Annotated in this window: 23 protein-coding genes; 12 read left to right on the forward strand and 11 right to left on the reverse strand. The window is 62.7% G+C overall.

Annotation, left to right across the window (positions count from 1 at the left end; all coding sequences use genetic code 11):
• Nucleotides 1-35: 35 nt before the first annotated feature.
• The 3 genes from P8T11_RS11200 to P8T11_RS11210 form a co-directional block, all read right to left on the reverse strand.
• Nucleotides 36-1,028, reverse strand: coding sequence for a tripartite tricarboxylate transporter substrate binding protein (locus P8T11_RS11200; protein WP_268081882.1), 993 nt, complete (start codon nucleotides 1,026-1,028; stop codon nucleotides 36-38).
• 81 nt (nucleotides 1,029-1,109) lie between these two features.
• Nucleotides 1,110-3,206, reverse strand: a complete 2,097-nt coding sequence (locus tag P8T11_RS11205; RefSeq protein ID WP_268081881.1) for an acetate--CoA ligase family protein — start codon at nucleotides 3,204-3,206, stop codon at nucleotides 1,110-1,112.
• Entirely contained in the window at nucleotides 3,203-4,054 is an 852-nt protein-coding gene (locus P8T11_RS11210; protein WP_268081880.1) for an enoyl-CoA hydratase/isomerase family protein, read from the reverse strand. The genes P8T11_RS11205 and P8T11_RS11210 overlap by 4 nt, the downstream gene beginning before the upstream one ends.
• 130 nt (nucleotides 4,055-4,184) lie before the next feature.
• On the opposite strand from P8T11_RS11210, the gene P8T11_RS11215 reads away from it, so the two are divergent.
• Nucleotides 4,185-5,012 carry an IclR family transcriptional regulator gene (locus tag P8T11_RS11215; protein ID WP_268081879.1) on the forward strand — a complete coding sequence of 276 codons (828 nt, stop codon included), beginning with the start codon at nucleotides 4,185-4,187 and terminating at the stop codon, nucleotides 5,010-5,012.
• Between the two features lie 438 nt (nucleotides 5,013-5,450).
• Here P8T11_RS11215 and P8T11_RS11220 read toward each other — a convergent pair whose 3' ends face one another.
• From P8T11_RS11220 to P8T11_RS11235, 4 genes are all read right to left on the reverse strand, one after another.
• Complete coding sequence (locus tag P8T11_RS11220) at nucleotides 5,451-6,950, reverse strand: metal-dependent hydrolase family protein (protein WP_268081878.1); 1,500 nt, start codon at nucleotides 6,948-6,950, stop codon at nucleotides 5,451-5,453.
• Nucleotides 6,951-7,090: 140 nt separating this feature from the next.
• A complete protein-coding gene (locus tag P8T11_RS11225) occupies nucleotides 7,091-7,360 on the reverse strand; it encodes a hypothetical protein (RefSeq protein ID WP_268081877.1) in 270 nt (89 codons plus the stop codon).
• 74 nt (nucleotides 7,361-7,434) lie between these two features.
• On the reverse strand, nucleotides 7,435-8,106 hold the full coding sequence (locus tag P8T11_RS11230; RefSeq protein ID WP_268081876.1) for a hypothetical protein: 672 nt from the start codon (nucleotides 8,104-8,106) through the stop codon (nucleotides 7,435-7,437).
• Nucleotides 8,107-8,108: 2 nt separating this feature from the next.
• On the reverse strand, nucleotides 8,109-9,140 hold the full coding sequence (locus tag P8T11_RS11235; RefSeq protein ID WP_268081875.1) for a TRAP transporter substrate-binding protein: 1,032 nt from the start codon (nucleotides 9,138-9,140) through the stop codon (nucleotides 8,109-8,111).
• 150 nt (nucleotides 9,141-9,290) lie between these two features.
• On the opposite strand from P8T11_RS11235, the gene P8T11_RS11240 reads away from it, so the two are divergent.
• On the forward strand, nucleotides 9,291-10,142 hold the full coding sequence (locus tag P8T11_RS11240; RefSeq protein ID WP_268081874.1) for an IclR family transcriptional regulator: 852 nt from the start codon (nucleotides 9,291-9,293) through the stop codon (nucleotides 10,140-10,142).
• Nucleotides 10,143-10,173: 31 nt separating this feature from the next.
• Here P8T11_RS11240 and P8T11_RS11245 read toward each other — a convergent pair whose 3' ends face one another.
• Nucleotides 10,174-10,995 (reverse strand): IclR family transcriptional regulator, encoded by an 822-nt coding sequence (locus P8T11_RS11245; protein WP_268081873.1) that lies wholly within the window; start codon nucleotides 10,993-10,995, stop codon nucleotides 10,174-10,176.
• Nucleotides 10,996-11,126: 131 nt separating this feature from the next.
• Here P8T11_RS11245 and P8T11_RS11250 point away from each other — a divergent pair, with 131 nt between their 5' ends.
• The 10 genes from P8T11_RS11250 to P8T11_RS11295 all read left to right on the forward strand — a co-directional run bounded on the left by P8T11_RS11250 (nucleotide 11,127) and on the right by P8T11_RS11295 (nucleotide 18,452).
• Nucleotides 11,127-12,134 carry a TRAP transporter substrate-binding protein gene (locus P8T11_RS11250; protein ID WP_418910309.1) on the forward strand — a complete coding sequence of 336 codons (1,008 nt, stop codon included), beginning with the start codon at nucleotides 11,127-11,129 and terminating at the stop codon, nucleotides 12,132-12,134.
• A gap of 19 nt (nucleotides 12,135-12,153) precedes the next feature.
• Nucleotides 12,154-12,597 (forward strand): type II 3-dehydroquinate dehydratase, encoded by a 444-nt coding sequence (locus P8T11_RS11255; protein WP_268081872.1) that lies wholly within the window; start codon nucleotides 12,154-12,156, stop codon nucleotides 12,595-12,597.
• 60 nt (nucleotides 12,598-12,657) lie between these two features.
• Nucleotides 12,658-13,224: a TRAP transporter small permease gene (locus P8T11_RS11260; RefSeq protein ID WP_418910334.1), complete on the forward strand. Its 567-nt coding sequence runs from the start codon at nucleotides 12,658-12,660 to the stop codon at nucleotides 13,222-13,224.
• Complete coding sequence (locus P8T11_RS11265; RefSeq protein WP_268081870.1) at nucleotides 13,221-14,501, forward strand: TRAP transporter large permease; 1,281 nt, start codon at nucleotides 13,221-13,223, stop codon at nucleotides 14,499-14,501. The genes P8T11_RS11260 and P8T11_RS11265 overlap by 4 nt, the downstream gene beginning before the upstream one ends.
• Nucleotides 14,502-14,565: 64 nt before the next feature.
• The gene (pcaH, locus tag P8T11_RS11270; RefSeq protein WP_268081869.1) at nucleotides 14,566-15,267 is read left to right on the forward strand and encodes a protocatechuate 3,4-dioxygenase subunit beta; all 702 of its coding nucleotides are present in this window, start codon (nucleotides 14,566-14,568) and stop codon (nucleotides 15,265-15,267) included.
• Nucleotides 15,268-15,270: 3 nt separating this feature from the next.
• Complete coding sequence (pcaG, locus tag P8T11_RS11275) at nucleotides 15,271-15,849, forward strand: protocatechuate 3,4-dioxygenase subunit alpha (RefSeq protein WP_268081868.1); 579 nt, start codon at nucleotides 15,271-15,273, stop codon at nucleotides 15,847-15,849.
• 21 nt (nucleotides 15,850-15,870) lie between these two features.
• Nucleotides 15,871-17,283: a 3-carboxy-cis,cis-muconate cycloisomerase gene (locus P8T11_RS11280; protein ID WP_268081867.1), complete on the forward strand. Its 1,413-nt coding sequence runs from the start codon at nucleotides 15,871-15,873 to the stop codon at nucleotides 17,281-17,283.
• Between the two features lie 102 nt (nucleotides 17,284-17,385).
• Nucleotides 17,386-17,568 carry a type II toxin-antitoxin system HicA family toxin gene (locus P8T11_RS11285; RefSeq protein WP_268081866.1) on the forward strand — a complete coding sequence of 61 codons (183 nt, stop codon included), beginning with the start codon at nucleotides 17,386-17,388 and terminating at the stop codon, nucleotides 17,566-17,568.
• Nucleotides 17,569-17,591: 23 nt separating this feature from the next.
• Nucleotides 17,592-17,981: a type II toxin-antitoxin system HicB family antitoxin gene (locus tag P8T11_RS11290; protein WP_268081865.1), complete on the forward strand. Its 390-nt coding sequence runs from the start codon at nucleotides 17,592-17,594 to the stop codon at nucleotides 17,979-17,981.
• A gap of 87 nt (nucleotides 17,982-18,068) precedes the next feature.
• Nucleotides 18,069-18,452, forward strand: coding sequence for a GFA family protein (locus P8T11_RS11295; protein ID WP_268081864.1), 384 nt, complete (start codon nucleotides 18,069-18,071; stop codon nucleotides 18,450-18,452).
• A 113-nt stretch (nucleotides 18,453-18,565) separates the two neighbouring features.
• On the opposite strand, the gene P8T11_RS11300 is transcribed toward P8T11_RS11295, so the two are convergent.
• The 3 genes from P8T11_RS11300 to P8T11_RS11310 all read right to left on the reverse strand — a co-directional run bounded on the left by P8T11_RS11300 (nucleotide 18,566) and on the right by P8T11_RS11310 (nucleotide 20,530).
• Complete coding sequence (locus tag P8T11_RS11300; RefSeq protein ID WP_172616244.1) at nucleotides 18,566-18,769, reverse strand: cold-shock protein; 204 nt, start codon at nucleotides 18,767-18,769, stop codon at nucleotides 18,566-18,568.
• Between the two features lie 224 nt (nucleotides 18,770-18,993).
• Nucleotides 18,994-19,332 (reverse strand): DUF6693 family protein, encoded by a 339-nt coding sequence (locus P8T11_RS11305; protein ID WP_268081863.1) that lies wholly within the window; start codon nucleotides 19,330-19,332, stop codon nucleotides 18,994-18,996.
• A 370-nt stretch (nucleotides 19,333-19,702) separates the two neighbouring features.
• Entirely contained in the window at nucleotides 19,703-20,530 is an 828-nt protein-coding gene (locus P8T11_RS11310) for a hypothetical protein (RefSeq protein ID WP_268081862.1), read from the reverse strand.
• Nucleotides 20,531-20,687 lie beyond the last annotated feature (157 nt).

Consider the following 20,687-nt stretch of genomic DNA (forward strand, 5'->3'; position numbering starts at 1 on the left):
TACCGCGTCCTCGATGGCGTCCTCCATGCCGTCCTCTACGGCTTGTCCGCAATCCCCGCGTCACGGATGATCTTGGTCCAGCGTGTCTCTTCCTGCTTCACGTATTCACCCAGCGCGGCGGGCGTGCCCACATTGGCGACCAGCCCTTCCAATTCCAGCGCCGCCTGAAAATCCGCCTTGCCCGACACTTTCTTGATGGCCGCGTTGAGCTGGTCGATGACTGCCTGGGGCGTACCTTGCGGTACGAAGACACCATACCAGCTATCCACGAAGTAACCGGCTTCACCCGCTTCCGCGACGCTGGGCACGCCCGGATACGCGGGCGAGCGGTCTTTGGTGGTGACCGCCAGCGCGCGCAGCTGCCCGTTCTTGATCTGGCCGCTAACGCTTGCCGAGGTAGAAAAGATCATGTCGATCTGCCCACCTATCAGGTCGTTGATGGCCGGCCCCGCGCCCTTGTACGGCACGTGCAGGATGTCGACCTTGCCCAGGCTCTTGAACAATTCCCCCGCCAGATGCGCCGACGTGCCGTTGCCGTAGGAACCGAACGTCAGCTTGCCGGGATGTGCGCGCGCATAGGTCAGCAAGTCCTGCACGCTTTTGAATTGGGACTTGGGCGACACCACCAGCACATTGGGCGACTTGCCGATCAACGCGACGGGCGCGAACGCCGCCTCGGTGTCGTACGGCAGCTTCTTGTGGATGGCCGGGTTGACCGCATGCGCGAACGTGGCCATCAACAGCGAGTAGCCATCGGGCGGACTCTTGGCCACGTTTTCCGTGCCGATGATGGTGCTGCCGCCCGGCCGGTTCTCAACGATGACCGACTCGCCTAGCTCATCGGTCAAGCCCTTGGCCAGTTGGCGCGCAATGATGTCCGTGCCGCCGCCCGGGGTGAACGGCACCACGATGCGCAGCGGCCGGTCCGGAAACGCCGCGTGCGCCTGCGGTGCGCAAAGGCTTGCCATTGTCAGCGCCGTGGCGGCCACGGCCTTGGCGGATAGCCATGCAAAATACTGGGTCTTCATGCTTGTCTCCTGATATTTTCCTGCGCCGGTCTGGGTGCGGCGCCTGTGCAAAAAAAGGGGCGGCCGGATGGCCGTGCCCGGTCAGTCCTGCAACACCACGACGCCATCGGCCGCGCAAACGCCCTGCCCCAAGGGCTTGACGAACAAGGGATTGATCTCGGCTTCGATCAACTGCGCCTGCAAGGCGGTGGCCATGCCCGCGAACGCCAACACCGCCTGAATCAGCGCGGGCACATCCGCTTTGGGACGGCCGCGATAGCCGTCCAGCAAGGGCCAGGTCTTCAGGCGTTGCAAGGCGGCAAGCACCGCGTCTTCCGTCAAGGCCGCGCCATCTTCCGGCAGCAGCAGCAAGGTCGTGTCGCGCACCAACTCGGCCACCACCCCGCCCATGCCCAACAGCACCGCCGACCCCAGCGGGTCGTGATGCAGGCCGACGATGACTTCGGCGGCGCCCGTCACCATCTCTTGCACCAGAAAGGCCTGGGGCGGCTGGCCCGTATGCCGCTGTACGTCTTGCGTCATCTGCCGCAGGCGGTCTGCGATGTCTTCGGGCGCTACGTTGACCGCCACGCCGCCCACATCGCTTTTATGGCTGATCTTGCTCGACAGTAGCTTGAGCACCACGCGTGGCCCCAAGGTGCCGGCGGCGCTTGTTGCTTGTGACTCGGACGTGACCGTGATTTCGCGCACGCCGGGAATGCCGAACCGGACGAACAGCGCCTTGGCCTGGGCCTCATCCAGCGAGCCCCGCTCCATGCACGAGATCGGTTCGGTGGCCTTGGACGGCACGTGCGCAGGCACAGCACGTTTCTTGCCCCCCTGCACGCGCCACATGGCCGACAGCGCCGCGCCGATGCTCTCGGGCGCCGGGAACGCGGGGATGCCGTAGTGGCTGAGCACCTCGGCCGCGCGCGGCGCGTGTGGACTGATGAAGGCCATCAAGGGCTTGCTGCTCAGCGCAAGCGAATCGCGCAACGCATTGGCCATCAGTTCAGGCTGCGCCACGCCAGACGAACCCACCACAACCACCAGCGCATCGTACTGATCGCTTTCCAGCACGATGCGGATGGCGTTGCGCAACAGGTCCGGCTGCAAGCCTGCCAAGGTCACGTCGATGGGGTTGCGGTCCAGCGCGGCGTGGTCGCCGGTTTGCAGCGTCCGCAAGGCGGCGCCGGTGGCCGCATCAGGCGCGGGCAGTTCAAAACCCGCCACACCAAGGCTGTCGGCCACCAGCGTGCCCGCTCCGCCAGTTGACGTCAGCACGGCCACACGCTGGCCGCCCAGCTTGCGTTCGCTGGCCAGCGCGGCGGGAATGTCCAGCAGGTCTGCAAACGTCTGCGCGCGGATGATGCCCACGTCGTCGAAGAGCGCGTCGTACATGGCGTCGGCGCCCGCCAACGCACCCGTGTGCGACGCGGCGGCCTGGGCGCCGGATGCCGAGCGGCCAATCTTGAACGCCACAATCGGCTTGCCCGCCGCGGCCGCCTTGCGCGCGGCGGCGCGGAAGGTCTTGGGGTTACGGATGCTTTCCACGTACAGCGCGATGACGCGCGTGGCGGGGTCGTCCGCCAAGGCATCCACAAAATCGGCCAGGTCCAGGTCGACCTCGTTGCTGGTGGAGATCAGCTTGGACAAACCGATGCCACGCGCCGCCGCGCGCGACAGCAGCGCACCCAGGATACCGCCGCTTTGCGACACCAGGCCCACCGCGCCGCTGTGCAGATGATCCAGTTCCAAGGCGCCGCTGGCAGACAGCGTGATGCGGTCCGTCAGGTTGACCAGGCCTATCGTGTTGGGGCCCAGGATGCGCATGCTGCCCGCCGCATCGCGCAGCTCGCGCTGACGGCGCGCACCCTCTTCGCCCGTTTCGGAATAACCGCTGGCCAGCACGATGGCGGCGCCCGTGCCGATATCGGCCAGGTCCCGCACGGCCTGCTGCGTGTGCTGGGCGCTGAGCAGCACGATGGCCACGTCCGGCGCTTCCGGCAAGGCGCGCACATCGGGATAGCAACGCAGCCCGGCAATCTCGGACGCCTTGGGATTGACGGGATAAATGCGGCCCTGGAAGCCGTGCTTCTGCAAATAGGCCACGGGCCGGCCCGAGGTCTTGGCCGGGTCCGCCGATGCCCCCACCACTGCCACGCTGCGCGGTCGCAGCAGCTTTTGCAGGCCGTTCATTGGCCTTCTCCCGAGGCTTTGTTTGTCGTGGCCTGGGCCGTATTGGCCCGGGCCGTATTGGCCTCGGCCATCTTCGCCAGAAACGCCGCCACGGATTCGCGGTGTTCGGTGCTGGTGTAGCAAATGCCCTGCGCCTGGCTGCCCATCGCGAACACCTGGTCCGCCGTCAGCTCGGAACTCTGATCCAGAATCGACTTGCTGAGCGCCAGCGCCGTGGCCGAGCCTTGCGCCAGTTCGGCCGCCCAAGCCTGGGCCGCGCGCACTTCATCCCCCGCGGGCGCCAGGCGGTCGGCTATCCCCAAGGCCAAGGCTTCATCAGCCAGTACCTTGCGGCCGGAATAGATCAAATCCTTGGCGCGGGCCAGCCCCACGCGGCGCGGCAGAAAGTACATGCCGCCGCCATCCGGAATCAGCCCGCGCGCAATGTAGCTCCAGGTGAACGACGCCGCTTCGGATGCCACGATGAAGTCGCAGCTAAGGGCGGTGTCCGCGCCCAGCCCGGCGGCCGCGCCATTGACGGCCGCGATGGTGGGCTTGGGCATGCGATACAGCAGGCTCACCGCATGGTGCACCCGCTGCTGCCGCGACCAGCCGTTGAAGGCGACCTCGCCCGAGGGGGCGTCCATGCGGCGCTGCATCCCCGAGATGTCGCCGCCCGCGCAAAAGCCCTTGCCTTCGCCGGTCAGCACCAATGCCCTTGTGCCACGGTCGGCGCTTACGACCTCCAGCGCGTGGATCAATTCGGCGCGCATGGCGTCGCTGATCGCGTTGCGCTTATCCGGCCGGTTCAGCGTCAGCGTCGCCACTCCGCCGTCCAATTGCAGTTTGATGAATTCGTAGTCCGCCATCTTGCTTGCTCCGTCCTGGTAGATGGGCCAGCCAGTCCCGGTATCGGGTTTTTCTTGGCTGGCGATATCGACACGGTAGGCGCTACAGTTGGCGAAAACACGCACCTATTTCCATCTGGTGGAATTGCTTATGACAACTCGGACATCCGAAATTTCGACCGATACCTCGGCCGCCGCTACGCAACGTTTCGATGGCATCAGCCAGAACCGCTCTCTGGCTCGTGGCCTGGACATCCTGCGGGCGTTCAAGCCCGGCACCGACCTGCTGGGCAATGGCGAGCTGGCCGAGCGCACCGGCTTGTCGGCGGCAACGGTCAGCCGCCTGACGCAAACCCTGGTCACCAGCGGCTTTCTGGAATACGAACGCGGTGCGCGCGCCTATCGGCTGGCCGCGCCCGTGCTCAGCCTGGGACACGCGATGCGCGCCGCCTCGCCCGTGTTGAACGCGGCCACGCCGTTCATGCAGGACGTGTCCAACAAGCTCAAGGTCAATATCGGCCTGGCCTGCGCGGACCGCACGGAAATGGTTTACCTGGAATCCATCCGCTATAACCGCAAGGCCTCGTTGCGCACCATTGTGGCGGGCCAACGGGTACCGATTGAACTGACTTCGCTAGGCCGCGCTTATCTGGCCACCCTGGACGCCAGAACGCGCCAGGCGCTGCTTGAAGAAATAATGCGGGGCTATCGCAGCGCGTCGTGGAAACCGATCAGCGCCGAGGTCAACAAAGCCTTTGAGAAAGTTGCCGCCACGGAAGTTTGCCTGGCGTCGTGGCAGCCGGGGGTGGTCGCCATGTCCACGCCCCTGGCCGTGCCCGGTGGGCAAATGCTGGCCTTGAACCTCAGCCTGATTACGGATGACACGGCATCAGCGATAGAACGGCAGTATGGCGCGGCGCTGCTGGCGTTGAGAGACAAGATCGTTCATGAGTTGGAACGTCGTGCGCCGACCGGCTAGCAAACCGGGAATCAACCCCGGACGCCGGTCACGGCCTTAATGCGGCGGATGCTGCGTAATTGTTCTTCAGTACAGCCGCCCTCGTGACCGCCTTGCGGGTCGCCCTGACCCGGAATATTCCATTTCAGGAAAACATCCTTTCTGATCAAAACGATTATTCGTGAATGGGAGGGATATTCCACGCAGATTATTTCTTCTCGTATTTTTTGCGATGGCCAGAGCACAAGTAATGAAGCCACATGCACAAGCACTGCCCTATTCAGCATTCCGGATTTACACCTCTACAGGAACGGCGCAGTGTAGAGAGTGATGCGTCCTCCGTCTTTAGGAAAGGCAATCAAACCAGACAGAAAGTATCTAACCCATTAACTATTTCAATTTATTCCGCAATAAACCCGGAAAGATAATATGCACAGATAATGCATCTTAATAAATCGATTACCCGGCCGCGGCACTCAAGGTGTTTTTATAGACCTTTCCGTCTTTCATGATCAGCCGCAAATTTTTGGCCGGATCGCCCAGAAAATCCAGATTGCGCGCAGGGTCTCCATCGGCCACCAGAATATCGGCCAATGCGCCCACCGCGATACGGCCCAGCGCATGCGGATACGGATTGCGTTCACCAGACAGCCCCAGCAGTTCGCCGTTCAAGCCCGTGGCTTGGGCAAGCAGCGTCAGGGGGTCGTAAAAACGCACCAGCTTGGCCAGTTGCCGCCCTTGGCTGGGCGTATTCTTGGCGTTGAACAAAATGTCCGTGCCCCAGCCCGTCTTAATGCCGTATTTCTGCGCAAGCTCATAAGCGTTGACCGTGCCTTCAGAGACGCGCAACTGGTTCGCGCGCCGTTCGGCATCCGGATAGGTGTTGGCGTCTTCGTCCTGCAAAAACGGTTGCAGGCTCCACCACACGCCCTCGTCGCGCATCATGCGTGCACTGGCGTCATCAGCCAGTTGGCCGTGTTCGATGCATTTGACGCCGGACTTGATCGTGCGCTGGATGCCCTTGGGCGTGTAAACGTGCGCCATCACATACGTGTTCCAATCCGCCGCGGCGTCGACCGCCGCGCGCAGTTCGACCTCGGAAAACTGCGTGCTGTCCAAGGGGTCGTAAAGCGAGGCCACGCCGCCGCCCGCCATGACCTTGATCTGCGATGCGCCCAACATCAGTTGTTCACGCACCCGGCGCAAGACTTCGTCGGCACCGTCGGCAATCATCGCGACGCCCACGCTTTCCACCAGGCTCAACGGCGCGTTGGCCGCGCGCGGCACTTCGCTGCGCAAACGGAAATCGCCATGCCCCGCTGTCTGGGAAATCATGGCGCCGCTGGGGTAGATGCGCGGGCCGGGCACCATGCCTTCATCGATGGCGCGCTTCAAGGCGAACGCGGGGCCGCCTGCGTCGCGAATGGCGGTAAAGCCGCGCATCAATGTGCGCTCGGCTTCTTCGGCGGCCGCGATGTACAGGTAACCCAGGTCGGCCGTCATCGCCGTGGTTTGGGCCACGGCCGCCAGCATGGAATGCCAATGCACGTCGATCAGCCCGGGCATGACGAGCTTGCCTTGGCAGTCGATGATTTGCGCATCGGCAACGGATACGCCAGCGGCCGGCAAGTCGGTAATCACATTGCCCTTGATCAACACCTGCACGCCCGCTTGCACCGCCTTGCCGGTGCCATCGAACAGGCGCAGGTTGGTCAGCAGCAAGGGGCGATCAGGCGTGGCGGGATGGCGGAAGATATCGGTCGCTGCGGTCGCGGTGCGCGCGCTCATGAACGGCATCGCCATGGCCGCCACGCCGCCCATGAACTTGCGACGCGACATATCCGCCATCACGCGCTGGTAGATCAAGCGGCACGCCACGCTGCCGCAATGGCAGGGGCGTCGGCGGCTGAATAAATATGTCTGGGGAATGTCGCGCTGGACTGCGGTGGAGCGGACCATCGAGTTCTCCTGAATATGAATGCGCGGCCAAAGGTGGTCCGATGCTACTCAATAAACAGGGGCTTGGCGACAGGATGAAAGCGGCCGATATATAAAGCGGAATCGGAAGGCATGATGCGACGCCTTCCTGGCCTTGGCGCCTACTGCGCCATACGGCGCAAGCGTTGCAGTTCCGCCTGATTCAAACGCCGTGCCTCCAGCTCGGCATAGTCGCGTTCGCCGGCGTCGTAAGACCCTTCATGAATGCAGCGGCTGCGCATGAATTTGCAGTTGTCGCTGACCACCCGCTCGGACGCGGCGGCGGAGGCCGAGTCGGGTTCCGATGAGCCGGGAAGTATCGATGAACACCCGGAAACAAGCGCGGCAAGCACGAGCGCCACAGCGGGGCGGCCCAGCATTTGAATCAACATTTTCCTCATCCTTGAATCGCTGCGGTAGCCACCTTTATAGCAAGCTCCCGCGAGGAAGGTTGTTCCAAGCCGCCCTATGACTCCAAGGTGTGGGACAAACAATAGATATCCGACCATGCGGCAGCCATGTCGCCAACGCCGCGCAGTTCCTCGGCGTTGAGTACTTCGCCCTCGCAAAGCGCCACGGGATGGATTTCATAGCCGTGGACGACGTAGATCCAATCCGCGACCCGGTCCATTCCGCCCCGTATCGCTTGCTCGGTGGTCGCTGAGAGGGGCGGCGTCTGCGTCATGAGCAGGTGCGCGCCGGACAGCCCGGGGCGCGAGCAGGCCAGGGCCGCATGCGCCTTAAGGTAAGCCCGCAACTCGTCTTGCCTGCCTGGGTGCGGCGACAAGCGGATGGTCAGCGCATACCGCGCCAAGCCGCCCCCGGTGCTATCCAGCACCTTGCATTGGCTGCGGATCATGTTGCGGTGCTGCGGCATCAGCTTGGTGGACCAGGGCGTGGGACGATTGAGCCTGTCCAGGTAGGCGGGAGAACTCAGCGTTTCGTAGGCGTCCAGTTCGTACATGACGAAGAACCCTTCCCCACCATGCGCGCTGACCCAACGAGACCCGCGCAGAAACCCCGGCACGCGCATGCGCTCCGGGAAGTGTTCGTGCGAGTGCCAGTCCTCGAATTCCGAACGCCAGGCCGGCGCCATGTCCCACCACATCGCGATGGCGGCTTGTCCCAGAAGCGCCATGATCAGCGCTTGGCCCGCAGCGTGGCCAATTCCGTGGTCACTTGCTGCATCACGTCAGGGCCTATCTCGCCGGCGAATTTTTCCACCACGGGCTTGACCGCCTCGCGCAGTTGGCTGACCTGTTCCGGGGTCAGGCCGTTGACCTGCATCCGCGTCTTCAAGTCGTCGATGGCCACGGCTTCCTTGGCCTGCGAGATCTTGCGTTCCTGCGCCTTGGCCTCGGCGGCGGCGTCCAGGATGATCTGGCGTTCCGCCTGCGACATGCCGTCCCACGTCTTCTTGCTCATCAGGAAGGGCATGCCGGTATAGATATGGCGCGTCAGCGACAGGTACTTTTGCACCTCGGCGAACTTGGCGGATTGAATGACGCCAACGGGGTTGTCCTGCCCATCGATCGCCTTGGATTCCAGCGCGCCATAGACCTCGCCAAAGGTCATGGGAACCGGATTGGCGCCCAGGGTCTTGAACATGTCGATATACACCGGCGCCGCGATCACCCGGATCTTCAGGCCTTGAAAGTCTTGCACCGAGGCAATCGGGCGCTTGCTGTTGGTCATGTTGCGAAAGCCCAGATCCCAGATGCCCAGCCCGATCAAGCCGTGGTCAGCCAGCCCACCCAACAGCCGCTGGGCCACGGGGCCATCCGACACCGCATAGGCTTCGTTTGCATCGTTGAACAGGAACGGCAGGTCGAACACCATGAACCGCTTGTCGATGCCGGCCAGCAGGCCCGTCGCCATCGAGGTGAAGTCCAGCGTGCCACCCCGCACGGCCGACAGATTCTGCGGGTCTCCGCCCAGCACGGCGTTCGCGTAGATCGACACCTTCATCTTGCCGCCGCTTTTCTCGGCGACCAGGTCCGCGAATTTCTGCGCGCCCTGGCCTAGCGGATGGTCCTGCGCCAGGCTGAACGCGAACTTCAAGGTGCGCGCCTTGATCTCCTGCGCGGCCACGGTGGCGCTCAACGACAGACACGCCAGCAGCGACGCGGCGGCGCTTACGGCAAAGCGGAACAACGGTTTCCTGGTCTCCATCACAAACCCCTTTATTTGTTGATGTGGGTAACGGGTAATCGAATGCGGGTTATTCGGCTGCGAGCATAGGGCATAATTTTGAATGCCATTCAAAATTTGGCCGAATTCAAAATTTGAATTTTCGGCACGGCAAACCTCTGGGAGCAAGCGATGAGCGGGGCAATTGAAAAGACACTGGCGTTGCTTGAATACCTGGCCGCTCACCCTGACGGCGTAGCCTTGGCCACCGTGGCCGACGACCTGAACCAGTTGCGCAGTGGCTGCCATCGCACCCTGCACGAATTGATGAAGTACGGCTATGTGCGGCAGACGCCCGTGCGGGGCGAATATGCCCTGACGACCAAGCTGGCCTCGATGGGGCTGAGCTTTCTGGGCCGTTCGGGCGTGGTCGATATTGCGCAGCCGGTCATTGACCGCTTTGCCCTGGCCACCGGCGAACTGGTGCGGCTGGCAATCGTGGACGGCAAGCGGCTCACCTTGGTAGCCAAGGCCCAGGGCGCGAAATCCGGGCTGCTCTACGATCCCGACATGGGCATCGACCTGCGCCTGTCGTGCAGCGCCGCGGGCCATGCGTGGCTGATGACGCTACCGGAAGACCAGGCCATTGCGTATGTCACCGAGCAAGGGCTGGGCAAGCCGCGTGATTTCGGGCCGAATGCGCCGACATCGATACGCGCCTTGCTGGCCAGCCTGGACGGGCATCGCCGGCGCGGGTACAGCATGCTTCAGGACGTTTATGCGGCAGGAATGAGCGCGATGGCCGCGCCGGTGCGCCGCCCAGGGCACGCCAGCACCGGCATCCTGATTGTGGCCGGCCCGTCGCAGCGGCTGACGCTGAAGGCAATGGAGAAATTCGGGCCTGCCTTGTTGCGCGCCGCCAGCGAGTTGGCGCAGGCCGGAGAGGCCTCGCCTTTGTTGCGCTCGGCCCGCGTGGGCACGTGGGGAAATGGCCCGGTGGGTGACAGCGGCAGCGATGACAAGGACGCGGGCCGCACGCGCTGACTCGTTTCCCGGCGACTCACTGCTCGCGCGCTCACTTCCCCGCGTCGTCGCCGGCGTTGCGGCCCTGCATGGGAAAGCGCTTGCGGAACATCGGTGAGGCCAGGCTGGCCAACGCCAGTTCCTCGGTGGCGGCCAAGAGGTCGGGGCCCAGTTCCACCATGCGCGCTTCGGTCAGGCGCATGGCGGGGCCGGCAATACTCAGCACGCCGATGGCGTCTTCGCCCTGGCGCTGCACGGGCGCCGCCATGGCGGTCATGCCCGGTGCGAACACTTCGTTGATCATCGCGTAGCCGCGCTTGCGCGCCGCATGCAACATCTTGGTCAGCGCGGCAATCGTGGTGGGCGCATTCGGGCCGTATTCCTCTGGCGACCCGAAACCTTGCCGCGACACCAGATCCAGCGCCCGTTCATCCGACATCGTCAACATCCAGGCATGCCCCGACGCGCTGCACGACAGCCTGGCGTCCGAGCCCATTTCCGGGTCGTAGCGCAAGCCATGGCGCGCGCCTTGCGCCTTGGCAACCCAGGTCAGCCGTTCGTTATCAACGATGGCCAGGCGCACGAGCTCACCTGAGATATCCGCCAGGCGATCAACCAGCGGCTGGGCGATATCGACGATGCCGGTCGCCGCCAGATAGCTCAGGCCGATCGAGGCCACGCGGGCCGTCAGCGCGTAGTCGCCATGATCGCGAATCTGCCGGACGTAGCCGCAACGGCAAAGGTCGGTCAGCAGGCGATGGGCCGCGCTTTGGGGGATCTCAAGTTGCTGCGCTAGCGAGGCTAGCGGCACGCCTTCGGGTCTGGAGGACAAGTACTCCATGACGGCAAGCGCGCGTTCGAGGACTCCGGCCATGTCATCTCAACAAGTAGTGGGGTGATGGATGATAACCCTAGGTGGAAAACTATTCCACTCGGAATTACATTCCACTACCGAGTCGTGAAAGACATCGAGAACATTCCAATAAAACCAGGAAGGAGACAACGATGAAGAACCCCCTTTTCCGTTTGGGTTTGATGGCTGTCCTGTGCACGGCCGCCATGACGGCCACCGCGCAAGACATCCAGGAACGCACGATCCGCTTCGGCCACCTGAACAATACCGATCACCCCGTCAGCGCCGGCGTGCAGAAGTTTGCAGAACTGCTTGCCGCCAAAAGCGGGGGCAAGCTGAAGGTCAAGGAATTCCCGGCCTCGCAGCTTGGCAATGAAATGCAGCAGCAGTCCGGCCTGCAAGGCGGCGTGCAGGAAATGGCGGCCCCCGCGTCGACGTCACTGGCGGGCATCGTCAAGGAATTCGGGTTGGTTGACCTGCCCTTCTCGGTCACCGACTTCGGCCAGGCCGACGCGCTGCTGGACGGCCCCTTGGGCAGTGCCCTGATCGCCAAGCTGCCCGAGAAAGGCCTGGTTGCGCTGGGTTTCTGGGACTTGGGCTTTCGCAACGTCACCAACTCCAAGCACGCCATTACCAAGCCGGAAGACTTGGCCGGGCTGAAGATCCGCGTCATTCCCAACCCGGTGTTCCTGGACACGTTCAAGGCCTTCAACGCCAACCCGGTGCCGATGCCGTTTGCCGAACTCTATGGCGCGCTGGAAGCCCGGGCGGTGGACGGCCAGGAAAATCCGTACTCGGTGATCCTGTCGAACAAGTTCTACGAAGTGCAGAAGTTCGTCAGCGCGACCAACCACGTTTACGCCGCGAACATCGTGCTGGTCAGCAAGAAGTTCTGGGACAAGCTGTCGCCCACCGAGCAACGCATCATGCAAGAGGCCGCCAACGAAGCGCGCGGTTATCAGCGCAAGGTCAGCCGCGAAGCCGCGCAAAAGGCCGTGGCGGAATTGCAGGCCAAGGGCATCCAATACAACACGATCGAGCCGGCGCAAAAGGTCCGCATGCAGCAGGTCGTGAAACCGGTTGTCGCCCACTTCACCGGTAGCTATGACCCCGCCATCGTCAAGCTCTACAACGACGAACTCGCCCGCATCCGCAAGTAAACGCACCGGCTTATCCATCATGAAGATTCTTGTTTTGCACGGCCCGAACCTCAACCTGTTCGGGCGCCGCGAGCCGCACATCTATGGCACCACCACCCTGGCGGAAATCAACCAGCGCCTGAGCGTGCTGGCCGGTGAACTGGGCGTTGAACTGGCCACGCTGCAGTCCAACCACGAGGGCGCGCTGATCGATTTCCTGCACGAGAACATCGACGTGGCGCAAGGCGCGCTGGTGAACCCGGCGGGCCTGACCCAACATGGCGTGCCGCTGCACGACGCCATCAAGGCCATGCCCTTTCCCACGCTGGAAGTGCATATGTCGAACATCGCGGCGCGCGAGGCGTGGCGAGCGCATTCAATCATCTCGCCCGCCGTGCGCGGCACGGTGCAAGGGCTGGGGCCGCATTCGTACCTGACGGCGCTGCGCGGCCTGGTGGATATCGTTCGGGACGCCAAAGCATGACGCGGCGTGACCCAGCTCCGATCCAACTCCGATTCGCGTAGGGGCCGGACCATGGCATTCATAGACAGATTCATTGGCGCCGTCTGCCGCGTGCTGGAAATGGCCATTGCCCTGCTGCTGGCGGTGATGGTGGTGCTGGTCTTCGGCAACGTGGTCGCGCGCTATGGCTTCAATTCCGGCATCACGCTGTCGGAAGAGCTCTCGCGCTGGATGTTCATCTGGCTGACCTTCCTGGGCGCCGTCATCGCCCTGAAGGAACGCGGCCACCTGGGCATGGACATGGTCGTGGCCAAGCTGCCACCGGCGGGCAGGAAGATCTGCCTGGTGGTCGGGCAGCTCATCATGCTTTACATCGTGGGCCTGATGTTCGAAGGCAGTTGGAAGCAAGCGGTGATCAACGCGGACGTCAGCGCGCCCGTCAGCGGTTTGCCAATGGCCATCGTGTATGCGTCGGGCCTCGTGTTTTCGGCCTTGGCCGGCTTGATCATCGCCGTGGATCTCTACCGTGTGTTGACGGGCAAGCTGCGCAACCAGGACCTGATCATGGTCCAGGAATCCGAAGAGGCCGCGCAGCTCAAGCAGATTCTGGACGACGCCAAGCATGGCGCCACCGGGAGAAGCGCATGACCATCGCCATTTTTATCGGATCGCTATTGGGCGTCATGGCCTTGGGCGTGCCCATTGCCTTTGCGCTGCTGGCCAGCGGTGTCGCGCTCATGTGGCACCTGGATATCTTTGATTCGCAAATCCTGGCGCAGAACGTCATTGGCGGCGCGGATAGCTTTCCGCTGCTGGCCGTGCCGTTCTTCATGCTGGCCGGCGAAATCATGAACGTGGGCGGGCTGTCGCGGCGCATCGTGGATCTGGCGCTGGCACTGGTCGGGCACGTCAAAGGCGGGCTGGGTTACGTCACCATCATGGCGGGTTGCCTGCTGTCTGCCTTGTCGGGTTCCGCCGTGGCCGACGCCGCCGCGCTGACGGCATTGCTGCTGCCCATGATGGCCAGCGCTGGCCATAAAAAATCCACAGCGGGCGGCCTGATCGCGGCCACGGGGGTGATCGGCCCGGTGATTCCGCCCAGCATCGGCCTGGTTATCTTTGGCGTGGCGGCCAATGTGTCCATTGCCAAGCTGTTCATGGCGGCCATCGTTCCCGGCCTGTTGATCGGCGGCGCCTTGTGGCTGACCTGGGCCTGGCTCGTGCGGCGCGAAAAGCTGGTCCCGCCGCCGCGCAAATCGGCACAGGAAATCGGTACGGCGTTTCGCAAGGCGCTGTGGGCGCTGATGCTGCCCGTCATCATTCTGGTGGGTTTGCGAATGGGGGTATTCACGCCGACGGAGGCCGCCGTGGTCGCCGCCACGTATGCGCTGCTGGTGTCCACGCTGGTCTACCGCGAACTGAAGCTCAACCAGTTGTACGCGGTATTCGTTGGCGCCGCCAAAACCAGCGCCATCGTCATGTTCCTGATTGCGGCCGCGATGGTGAGCGCCTGGCTGATCACCGTGGCCGAGCTGCCCGCCAGCATCGTTGAAATGCTGCAACCCTTCATCGGCAACAAGATCCTGCTGTTGGTGAGCATCATGGTGCTGGTCATGGTGGTGGGCACCGCCATGGACATGACGCCCACCATCCTGATCCTGACGCCGGTGCTGATGCCCGTGGTGCGCGCGGCCGAGATCGACCCGGTGTATTTCGGCGTGATGTTCATCATCAACTGCTCGATAGGGCTGGTGACGCCGCCCGTCGGCGCCGTGCTCAACGTGGTGGCGGGCGTCGGCAAGATGAAGCTGGGTGACGTCATGCGCGGCGTGGTGCCGTTCATGGTCGCGGAATTCCTGGTCATGTTCCTGATGATCGTCTTCCCGGCCCTGGTCATGGTTCCCGCGCGCTGGTTCGGCGGGTAGCGGGTCCGACAGGATTGCGCCGCCGGGACCCACCCCGGCGGCACTTAATAGGAGAGTTTTTGCAATGTCCAACCTAGCCCAGTACCGGCGCCCCTTCTGGGACACCCAGCCCGCGTATCGCTTCGACCCTTACGGTTCGACCCAACTGCGCTCGCCCAACGAGCCCTTGATCGTCGTGCCGCAGACCTTGTCCGAAATTACCGGACCCACCTTCGGCGCGGACTTCGTCGGCCAGGGCGACAACGACCTGACCCGCATCGCCCAGGCCGACGCCATCGGCGAACGCATCATCGTGGCGGGCCGCGTGCTGGACGAGAACGGCCGGCCGGTTCCCGATGCCTTGATTGAAATCTGGCAGGCCAACGCCGCCGGCCGCTACCTGCACAAGCGCGATCAGCACGATGCGCCGCTGGACCCGAACTTCAGCGGCGAAGGCCGCACCGTCACCGACGCGCATGGCCGCTATCAGTTCAAGACGATCAAGCCGGGCGCCTACCCCTGGGGCAATCACTACAACGGCTGGCGGCCGCAGCATATCCACTTTTCCTTGTTTGGCCGCGCGTATGCCACGCGCCTGGTCACGCAGATGTATTTCCCCGGCGATCCGCTGCTGGAATTCGACCCCATCTTCCAATGCGTGCCGGACGCCAAGGCCCGCGCCCGCCTGGTCGCCACATTTGACTGGGAAACCACAGTGCCTGAATACGCGCTGGGCTACCGTTTCGATATTGTGCTGCGTGGCCGCAACGCCACCCCGATGGAGTAATGCATGCTCTACCCCACCACTTCGCAAACCGTCGGCCCCTACCTGCATATCGGCCTGTCTGGACTGAACTGTACGGACCTGACCGCCGGCCACCCCGATCTTGGGGCGCCCCCGGTCGTCATTGAAGGGCGCGTCACGGACGGGCAAGGCAAGCCCGTGCCCGACGGCATGATCGAGATCTGGCAAGCCGACGCGCAAGGCGTGTACCGGCATCCGGATGATCCGCGTTTTTCCGGCATGGACGCCACAAAGTCCGGCTTCACGGGCTTCGGACGCTTGCCGACCGAGCCGGATGGTTCGTTTCGCATCACCACCATCAAACCAGGGCGCGTTGCCGGCCCCGACGGCACGCTCCAGGCTCCGCACCTGGTCGTGTCGCTGTTCATGCGTGGACTGCTCAAGCATCTGTCAACGCGGATGTACTTTCCGGACGAGGCCGCCGCCAACGAACAGGACTGGATTCTGCGCCAAGTCCCCGCCGCGCGGCGGGCCACGCTGGTCGCGCAAGCCGGGGACGATGGCATACTGCGCTGGAACGTCAACCTGCAAGGTGCGGGCGAAACCGTTTTCTTTGATATCTGACGTGTTCTCAATCGGCGCACCATGACGACTCTTTCCAGCCTGACCGAACAGATCTACTGCGATCGCGACATCATGGCGTGCTTCTCGGGCGCGGCAACGATCAGGCGGATGCTGGAGGTGGAAGCGGCCTTGGCCCGCGCCCAGGCGCGCTGCGGCGTCATCCCCGCCAGCGCCGCGCGCGGCATCGATGGGGTCTGCCAAGACTTCCGCCATGCCGATGACATCAGCGCCGTCGTCGACCTGGATGCCATCGCCACGGCTTCGATCCTGGCTGGCAACATCGCCATTCCGTTCGTCAAGCAACTGACCGCCGCCGTGCATCGTGTCGATCCCGAGGCGGCGCGTTATGTGCATTGGGGCGCCACCAGCCAGGACATCCTGGACACCGCGCTGGTACTGCAACTGCGCCAAGCCATTGCCCAGCTGGATCAAGACTTGAGCGCGGCGCAAGCCGCATGCGCCACGTTGACCCAGGCGCATCGCAACACGGTCCTGGTTGGGCGGACGTGGATGCAGCACGCGCTTCCCACCACCTTTGGCCTGAAGACGGCGGGTTGGCTGCAAGCCCTGGAACGCGGGCAGCGACGCTTGCGGCAGGACGCCAAACACATGGCGCTGCTGCAATTCGGCGGCGCTGCCGGCACGTTGGCCAGCCTGGGCGCGGCGGCACCCACCGTCGCCCTGGCCTTTGCCGAAGAGCTGGGTCTGGCAATGCCCGACATGCCTTGGCACACGCATCGCGACCGGCTCGCCGATATGGCCGCCACGCTGGGCGTGCTGACCGGCACGCTGGGCAAGATCGCCCGCGATGTCTCGCTGATGGCGCAAACCGAAATCGCGGAACTGGCCGAACCTGGCGGCCCGGGTCGCGGCGGTTCCAGCACCATGCCGCACAAGCGCAACCCCGTCGCCAGCGCCGCCATCCTGGCCGCCGCGACCCGCGTGCCGCCCCTGGTGTCGACCATGTTGTCCGCGATGGTTCAAGAGCACGAGCGCGCGCTGGGCGGATGGCAGGCCGAATGGGACGTGCTACCCAAAATCTGCGCCTTGGCGGGCGGCGCGCTGCGCCATCTGGTGGGCATGCTGAACGGCCTGGAAGTCAGCCCCGCGAACATGGCCCGCAATCTTGACGCCACCCACGGCCTGATTCTTGCCGAGGCATACGCCTTGGCGCTAGGCGCGCGCATCGGCCGCTTGGAGGCGCACGAACTGATCGAACAGGCATCCAAGGAAGCCGTGCGCAGAAACTGCCCGCTGAAAGTCGCGGTGCGGGACACGCTGGCAGCGCACGAGGCGACGCGGGATTTGCTGGACGAGGAAGAACTGGATCGATTGAGTGATCCGGTGAATTACCTGGGGCAAGCGCCTGCGATGTGCGATGAAGTGCTGGCGGCGTGGAAGACGCGTGGGGGAGAGGCGATGCTGGGGGGCTGACGGGGAGTCTGCGGTGGGAGGGGCCAAGGGAATTGGTCTGATATCCGAGCCGTTTCGCGGAAAGTGCGTTGTGTATTATTGTGTAGCCCATAACATGGGCTCATGAATAGCGCCGACATCATCAAACGACTTAAAGCGGATGGCTGGTATCTCGTGCACAGCGTCGGATCACACCACCAGTTCAAACATCCAACCAAGCGCGGCAAGGTGACCGTGCCTCACCCGCGCAAAGACCTTCCAGCGCCGACAGCGCACAGCATTCTCAAGCAAGCCGGCTTGAGATAGGCGCGGGCCGTTAGGAGAACCTAGTGCTTTACCTCATTTACGTACACAAGGAAAAGGGCAGCGCCTACGGAGCTTCCTTTCCGGATTTTCCGGGCTGCCATGCGGCGGCGACCACGCTCCAAGAGTTGCCGTCCGCAGCGCAGGAAGCGGTTGAAGCCCATTTTTTCGGTGAAACGCAGCCCATCCCCTCACCCAGTGCGCCGGATGTATGGATGCAAAAGAAGGCGTTTCAGGGCGGCTTCTGGATGCTCGTCGATATTGACCTGTCCAAAGTCAACACCAAGGCCGTCCGGCTCAACATCAGCCTGCCCGAAAACCTTGTGCATAGGATTGACGCAGTGGCCAGAGCGCGTCGGTTGTCGCGCTCTGCCTTCCTCGCCCTGGCAGCGGAACATGAAATGGAAGCGGCGTAGCGGCGCTGTCTCGCCATCGCGTCGCAGATTGACATTTCCGAAACGCCACACTGTCGGCAAACCCCCGCTATCAAACGGACAGTACCTATGCGTACCTATCAAGGCTCATGCCATTGCGGCGCCTGCCGCTTCGAAGTTGATCTGGATCTGGATCACGTGCGCAGTTGCAATTGTTCGATCTGCAAGCGGCGCGGCGCGCTGATGCATCGGGTGCCCGCGACAGCGCTACGCATGGTCACTTCGCTGGAAAACCTGAGCACCTATCAGTGGGGGGCCGAGACCGCCACCGACTACTTCTGCGCAAGCTGCGGCATCTTGCCGTTCCGCATACCCAGCCAGCCCACGCCCGCAGAGCGCGCCCAGGGCATGCTTGCCTTCGATGGTTGGGCGATCAATGTCCGTTGTCTTGAAGGGGTGGATCTGGCGGCCGTTCCCATCAAGTTCGTGAACGGTGCGGATCTGACGATCTAAACGGCGATGGGCGGGACGTAGCGATCAGAAAGCAAAAAGCCGAATCCCATGTTTCAAAGGATTCGGCCCTATCACTGCATCCCGTCTGCCTGCTTGCGCAAGCAGCTCAGGAATTAGATCGCTTTGATCATCGTCGCCTGGGGGCCTTTCTGGCCTTGGCCGGCGACAAACGACACGCGTTGGTTCTCTTCAAGAGACTTGTGTCCGTCACCCTGGATTTCAGAGTAGTGCGCGAACAAATCTTTACCGCCCAGTTCCGGGGAAATAAAGCCGTAGCCCTTGTCGTTGTTGAACCACTTCACGATGCCAGTTTCTATCTTCAATGTATGTCCTAGATGTACAGGGAAAAAATATTCCCGGGGCCACTATGGGTGATTACCGGGAACAAAGATATCGCTGTTTCGAAATGACACAATTGCGCGATTGGGCTTTCTGCCCTGCTGCGGTCGAAGCGGCGCCTATAGGGCTGTCAGCGCCAAGTCCCTCTGTCATAAAAAAAAAGCCCGCCTACAGAGGCGGGCTGATTCGCACGGGTTGATCGTCAGATAGTGACGTCCACAACCTTGGTGTGATTCATGCAATGCGCATTGATCTTGTACAGGAAGATGAGGTATCCGATGCCCAGCGTGATGATCGAGATGATCGCCCAAATGACGATATTGCCGATGATGCTGGCCAAGTCGATCGTGCACTCCAACCGCCCCACGCGACGGCCGGAATCGTCAAGCACCGCCGTCCGGCTGATGATGAACCGCTGCATGTAATACGGAAACACGAACAAAGCCAGACCGAGCGTGACGATGCTCAGGAGGATCCAGATAATCCCGTGGCCGATGATATCCCCGACGGTGAGATCCGATTTCAACTTCAATTGCTTCATGGTGTGCCCAGGCTCTCGATGAAAGTTAACGCTGCACGTTTTACCATTTTTTTAAAAATGTTTCAAAACGCACCAACCGACATCGAGCTGCACGCCTGGGCAATCTCCAATCCTTGGTCAAAGGATGCTCAGCAATTTCCCTTCTTGGCCTGTCCAGGCGGGCAGAATCCGCCACCACCACCGCCACCGCCATGCGGGTCCACGATCACGGCGCCGTCGGGTGTATAGACAGCGCATCCGCCAAGCAGGCATGCGACGACGGCCAGGGCACAGAACATCTTCATCTTTAGATCCAAAGGGTTAGGTCGGCGCAAGTGTATTTCGGACCCTTGCAACCATGCCCCTACTTTTGTAACGATGCGCCGGCCTGTTACGCCGCAACGTCCTGGCTTTGCTCAAGCATCAAGCTCAAGGTATTCAAGAACAGATCAAGGCCCAGAATGCCCAAGCCGATGGTCGACAGCACGGTATTGCCCGCAGCATCCTTGATGACAACCTTCTCGGTCCAGGCGTTCAGGTCGACGTTGCGCAGGCTGGATACCGGCACCTTCTGCCCCTGCACTTCCAGCGCGTCGCCGGTGACAACGATGGGCTGGGTGGTGATGCTCAGGAACTTGCCGCTCATGCGCTTGCGCCAGACCTGACCCGTGCTGATGTAGTTGAAGGTCACCGCCCCGCCCGAGGCCAGGGTCTGAAGGACGACAGGCTGGCGCTCGCGCAGGTAGAGCTCGCGGAACAGCTGCTGGAAGTCCATGAAGCCCGACAGGTGCAGGCTGATCCAGTTAAAGGATTCTTTCGCGTTGCGGCGATAGGCCAGGTTGGTGGCCAGGCCGCTCATCACGGTCTGCCCGGAACTGAACAGGTACAGATCTTCGATGTCGGCAAAAGGCGTGTACGTCTTCTGCGCGCCGACGATACGGGCCACGCCCTTCTCATAGATCTCATAGCTAGGCTGACGCAACTTCTTCTGCCACACGCTGGCCGCAAGCGCGCCGAGCCCGCAGAAGGCCAGGAAACCGGCGGTGCCGAAGAAAAGCGGGGGATTCTTCTGAGGCACGATGGTGCTCAGGTAGACAACGAAACCAGCCAGTGCCAGGCACGCGATGCCCAGTATCACCAGAAAGTAGACAAAGAACTTGCCGTGCCGAAACGTCTTGATCAGTTCGCCTGTCGAGGGCTGAGAGTGCTGCGTTGCCATGTACTGCCACATCCTATTGTTGAGAGCGGTCCGTTATTAGATGCGGGCGGAGTGCCCGCCAGGGACCGCGCCGGATTGTAAAAGAACCGGCTCACGTGCGCGGGGTTCGCTTGTAGATAGAAGTGGCGGGCAGCCAGCGCCGCCGAACCAACGCTTG

The organism is Achromobacter spanius (assembly GCF_029637605.1).
Taxonomy (GTDB): domain Bacteria; phylum Pseudomonadota; class Gammaproteobacteria; order Burkholderiales; family Burkholderiaceae_B; genus Achromobacter; species Achromobacter spanius_E.